General features: G+C 50.8%; 3 protein-coding genes. 1 reads left to right on the top strand and 2 read right to left on the bottom strand.

All coding sequences use genetic code 11. From position 1 onward, the window contains the following. Window positions 1-133 precede the first annotated feature (133 nt). Window positions 134-2692, bottom strand: a complete 2559-nt coding sequence (hrpB, locus tag ACR2PX_RS02175) for an ATP-dependent helicase HrpB (RefSeq protein WP_433997719.1) — start codon at window positions 2690-2692, stop codon at window positions 134-136. Between the two features lie 17 nt (window positions 2693-2709). Then, window positions 2710-3600, bottom strand: a complete 891-nt coding sequence (locus ACR2PX_RS02170) for an SDR family oxidoreductase (RefSeq protein ID WP_433997718.1) — start codon at window positions 3598-3600, stop codon at window positions 2710-2712. A 158-nt stretch (window positions 3601-3758) separates the two neighbouring features. Between ACR2PX_RS02170 and ACR2PX_RS02165 the strand changes: the two genes are divergently transcribed. Beyond that, a complete protein-coding gene (locus tag ACR2PX_RS02165; RefSeq protein WP_433997717.1) occupies window positions 3759-5438 on the top strand; it encodes an ATP-binding response regulator in 1680 nt (559 codons plus the stop codon). Window positions 5439-5706 lie beyond the last annotated feature (268 nt).

Here is a 5706-nt window from a genome sequence, read left to right as displayed (position 1 = left end):
AAGCGGAACAATTATGAACACAAGCTGATGCTGTAGATTAGACTGCAAAGTGTATGAAAACTGTACTCTCTTACCAAAAGTACAGCCTGCTCGCTCATTACCTCAAAGTTAAGCGGGACTTAAGGTTGCATTCCTACTTCCTGGGTCTTACAAATCGGGTCGCCTCGGCTTCCAGTGGATTATCCGGCCAGTAATGTTTGGGGTATCGGCCTTTGAGGTCTTTCTTGACCTCCTGGTAGGTGTTCTTCCAGAAACTGTGCAGATCCCGGGTAATCTGTACCGGTCTCTGGGCGGGTGAGAGCATCTCGATGGTCAGGGGCTGTTGGCCAAAACCAATGACCGGTGTTTCCAGTGCCCCAAACAGCTCCTGGAGTCTGAGTGAAATTTTGGGTTCTTGTGGATTGGAGTAGTCAATACGAATTTTTGAGCCACTGGGAGCCCGCCAGCGTTCCGGTGCTTCGGACCCCATCAGCTGCTGCTGGGGCCAGTCCAGTCTGCCAAGCAGTATGCTGCTCAGGGAGAGTTTCTTTAGTTGCTCAAGTTTCGACAGTTCGGTTAGGTAAGGCCCCAGCCATTGCTCCAGTTCTTCCAGCAGGGCTGAGTCGTCCATTGCTGGCCACCCGGTTTCTCTGGCTTGTTGCCATGAGGCCATAAACAGCATTCTTTCCCTGAGCTGCTGCGCTTCACTGGTCCATGGCAGACAACTTATACCTTTGTTGCGAATACCGTTGATTAACGCCGCCTGAATTAATTCAGGATCAGGCGACGTTAGACGTTTTTCATCCAGAACCAGCGCTCCCAATCTCTCCTGCTGTACTGCAACGACTCGTTCTTTATCCGTATTCCAGATAACGGTCTGCTGCTCCCGGATCAATTCTGGTAACTCGTCATAAAGCGTATGCAGGCTGAGCGGGCTGGCCAGAAAGGCTTTTGCGTTTCGCTGACTGCCAATATTGCCAATGTTGGGTATGACCAGATACTCATGGGTTACCAATGGGTCCAGTGAATCCAGTTCAACGCCCTGACCACTGCTCAAAAGGTATTGGTTGGATTGACCTCGGCGTTGGGCTATGCGATCTGGGTAGGCCGCAAGAAGCAATCGTGAGTAGGGCTCACTGTTGTCTGAGCCAGGACGTTTAGTGTTCTGTGTGAGCTTCTGACGCCATTGTCGTGCTAATTGTCGTGCTAATTGTCGGGCTTTGTGTACTGAGTGAGTGCTTTTGTGAGTGCTTTTGCCTGAAGACTTACCTGCCAGTAACTGAATTCTATCTGAGATATCCACAGAATGACCTTTCTGGCCTCGTAGCAAATCTCTTTCTGAGAGAACGGCAGCCAGCTGACTGCCTTCTTCCAGTAATCCTTTATCAGCTGACACGATCAACATGTGAGCAATACGAGGATGAGCCCCAAGTCGGGTCATCTCCCGACCATGGTCTGTTATTGCAAAGCTGCCTGCAGAGGTTCTTGAGAGTGCCCCAAGATTTTCCAGCAAAGTGGTCGCTTCCTGATAGCGGCGATCAGGGGGAGAGTTCAGCCAGAAGAGTTCATCAGGAGAAGCTCCCCAGGTGGCAAGTTCAAGGGCCAGTTGCGCGAGATCAGCTTCTTCTATTTCGGGTGAATCAGTGGCTGCCAGCCTGGTTTGTTCGGATGCGGTCCAGAGTCGATAGCAGACCCCCGGTTCCAGTCGGCCTGCGCGTCCTTTTCTTTGCTCTGCACTGCTTTGGCTGGTGCGTCGGGTTTCCAGTCGTGTCATGGCACAGGAAGGGTCAAAAACGGCTTTTCTGACCTGGCCGGCATCAATCACTATGCGTATGCCCTCAATCGTCAAGCTGGTTTCTGCAATGTTAGTGGCCAATACAATTTTTCTTTGACCAGCCCCGGATCGTTGAATGACCTTACGCTGGTCCGTCAGGCTCATTTCCCCGTAAAGAGGCAGCACCTCAATATTCTCTGGCAGAGCTTTTTCGTTGAGTAAAGAGTGAACCTGTCTGATTTCACCTGCTCCCGGAAGGAAGACCAGTGCCGAACCCTCTTGTTCATTGATAGCTTTTATCACGCTCTGACAGACTTCCTGACAAAGAGGAAAAAAGTTTCGATCCTTGATGGGCTGATCCCGGTATACGACGTCTACAGGGTAGCTGAAGCCCCGGCTGATGACCAAGGGAGCTTCCAGAGCTCTCGTCAGCATGTCAGTCTGCAAAGTAGCTGACATGATCAATAATTTCAGAGGTTGGTCGCGAAAGTATTCCTGGCATTGTAGAGACAGAGAGAGCCCCAGGTCGGCCTGCAGAGACCGTTCATGGAATTCATCAAAAATCACCAGCGAAATGCCTGAGAGTTCGGGGTCATCCTGCAACATACGAGTCAGAATGCCTTCCGTCACGACTTCGATCCGGGTTTCCCTGCTGACTTTGCTTTCCAGCTGCATCCGATAACCAACGGTTTTCCCTACCGGTTCGCCAAGCAGGTCGGCCATTCGCATGGCTGCGGCGGACGTCGCCAGTCGTCTTGGTTCCAGCATCAGAATCTTTCCGGGTAGATTCAGTTGTGTGAGCAGGTACAGGGGAACCAGGGTTGTTTTACCTGCGCCCGTTGGCGCTTGCAGGACAACCCGGTCGTGGCTGGCAAGGCACTCTGACAGCTCTGGCAGAATGTCGGTAACAGGCAGAGCTGGAAGATCTGGCAACATCATGAATCGACTGGGTTCGCTTATTCAGAAGGGTTACTGTCGTCGTATACTTTTCGGATAATCCGGGCCACAGCGCTTCTCCATGGTCGGGCATGAACTCCGAACGTGTTAAGCACCTTAGTGGAAGACAGAGTGCCGTTGGCTGGCGGTTTAATACCTTCTCTGGATTCAATGTTGGCCATGATCAACTTGCGAACTTTCAAGTCACGATGCTGGGAAGCTTCAGCAGTAAGAATCTCGGCAAAGTTACTTTCAGAAACTGATTCGGTCGTGGAGTAATGAAAAGTGCCCCAGGTTTCAGCGCCACAGTCGAGCTGCTGAACCATGGCAACGATAACCCGGGCGGCATCGTCGGCAGGCGTAGGACAACCCAGTTGATCCGGAGTAACGTACACTTCCTTGCTGACCAACATCTGTTCTGCCAGCCTTCTCAGGATGTTGGGGCGACGTTCACTGATAATCCAGGACAGTCTCAGAATGATATGACGCTCGCAACGCTCCCTGATTTGTTGCTCAGCCTGCAATCGACTGTTACCAAGAACACCGATAGGGTTTGTGGGGTCTTTTTCGTTATAGGGTTCCTGCTTGGTGCCATCAAATACCCGGTAGCTTGAGAGCTGGAATAAAATAATGTCCTGACGCTGACAACAGTTCGCCAGTTCGGCGACAGCATCCCGGTTGATACTGAAACAGCGGGAAGGCTCGTTCTCAGCCTTGACCGGATTATTGTAGGCCGCCGCATTAATGACTAGGTCTGGCTGGTGGTCTCTGAGGCATGTTTGAATCTGTTCGGGCTCAGATAGATCCAGCTCGGTTCTGTCCGGGGCGTACCAGGGAATACCTTTCTCTCCCAGAATTCTGCAGACTTCATGGCCGACCTGACCGGTTTGACCGATGACCAGTACTTTCATACTTGGGTTCCAATATCACGGGTAATTGATTATCCGGGAGCCTGTCGGAATTCCATCCGAAACGACTTTAAGTCTGACAGGCTCCTGGAGCTATTGAAGCATGAATAGGGTCTGGCTCCTAGTTCTGAAGTGAGAGCAGTAAAAACCCCGGAAGACAAGTGGCAAAATATATAAAGACCCCATGCCCTGCAGGGGAAATTCTGGCAGAATGGCTCACTTCTTCGACTATGCTTTTTCCAGCTGTGACTAACGAATTGGCGAACAATATGTACGTGGCAGACACTCCTCCGGAAACGGTTGATGATGTAGAGCGCATTCTTCTGGTGGATGACAATCCCACCAACTTGCAGGTGCTGCTGCAGACCCTCAGTGGGCGGGGCTACAAGCTTCTTATTGCGAAAAACGGTGAAAGTGCATTGAGGATTGCCCAAAAGGCAAGGCCCGCGCTGGTTTTACTGGATATTATGATGCCCGGAATGGACGGTTATGAAGTATGCCGTCAGCTGAAAGAAGGTCCGGATACCAGGAATATTACGGTCATCTTTCTGTCCGCACTGGATGACACTAAGGACAAAGTACGTGGTCTGGAGACCGGTGCTGTTGACTTTATCTCCAAGCCTTTTCAGGCGGAGGAAGTCATTGCCAGGGTAGAGACCCAGCTCAAGATACATCGACTTGAACAAGCGCTTTCAGCCCGAAACCGTCAGCTTGAAGCCGATAAAGCCCGTATTCTGGAAAGTATGAACGAAGGTATCTTCGGGCTGGATAGCCGGGGACACATTACCTTTGCCAATGCGGCGGCTTCCATCATGACGGGCTGGCCTATGGACAGTCTGATCAATCGCAGTCTCATTGAATTGATGCTGGATGAAGCGGGAGATGAAGCTCGCAGTCAGCACCTGGCGCCCATACAGGTAGCACTGAATAAAGGTGTCAGCAAAAGAGTGGACGATGCCTTTTTCTGGCACAAAGAAGGCTCATCATTCCCGGTCAGCTACTCATGCACACCGATCATGGAAGAAGGTCAGCCCAATGGTGCCGTGGTTGTTTTTACGGATATTACCAGTAAAAAACGTGGCCAGGCTGCATTGCAGAAGGCTCTGGATGAGCTGGAAACCCAGAAGGAAAAACTGACTCATGTCTCTCGCCTGAGTATTATGGGAGAGATGGCAGCAGGGTTTGCCCATGAGGTAAACCAGCCTCTGACCGCTATTTCCAATTATGCTCAGGTCGCCAAGCGCATGATGGCGAGGCTGGAGCATAATGACAACGATATCTATGACTCGCTTTATGAGGCGATGGACAAGATCAACATTCAGGCCCGTCGTGCCGGAGAGATCATTGCCCGGATTCGCTCTTTTGTTAAGAAGCCTGATCATGTTCTGGGTTGTGTAGATCCTGTTAAGCTGATTAGCGATACCGTCAAACTGGCTGAAGTGGATGCCCGAAACAACAGTATGGAGATTCATACTGAAGTGGCGGAAGATCTGCCAGAGGTGAAAGTGGATCCGGTGCAGATTCAGCAGGTCGCCCTAAACCTGATTCGCAATGGTATGGAAGCCATGAGGGATCAGGATACCCGGGACATCGGTGTCTGGGTTAAGGCAGAACAGGTCGACGACCAGTTCGTTAAAGTGTCGGTGATTGACCGGGGTTACGGGCTGGCCGATGATGCCGAAGAAAAACTGTTCACACCTTTCTATACCACCAAGTCGGACGGTATGGGGATTGGTCTGACTGTCTGTCACTCTATCATCCAGTCCCATGGTGGTCGCCTGACGTTTCATCGTCATTCTGAAGGCGGCACTATCTTTGAATTTACAATGCCGATTGCTTAGTTAGTGGTTGGACAGGCTTATGATGAATATCTGGGAAAGATCATATACCCATCGCCTTTCAAGATGCTACGTTGTTGTCAGAGTTCATTCATCCCGATCACCTACTATTCGTAGGCTCAAGGGGTTTCGTTCTCTTGTCGCCTAGGAGCCTGACCGAGAATAGGTTTATCTGTTATGATAAGCCTTAAATCAACCCTAATAATGCCAGATGTCACCACCACCAAAATTCAAGGATAGCCCTGTTGAGTTTGATCAGCACCTGCTGTTT

Source organism: Endozoicomonas sp., assembly GCF_051008435.1.
In the GTDB taxonomy this organism is placed as follows: Bacteria; Pseudomonadota; Gammaproteobacteria; order Pseudomonadales; family Endozoicomonadaceae; genus Endozoicomonas_A.
This window is presented reverse-complemented; position numbering and strand designations above follow the sequence as displayed.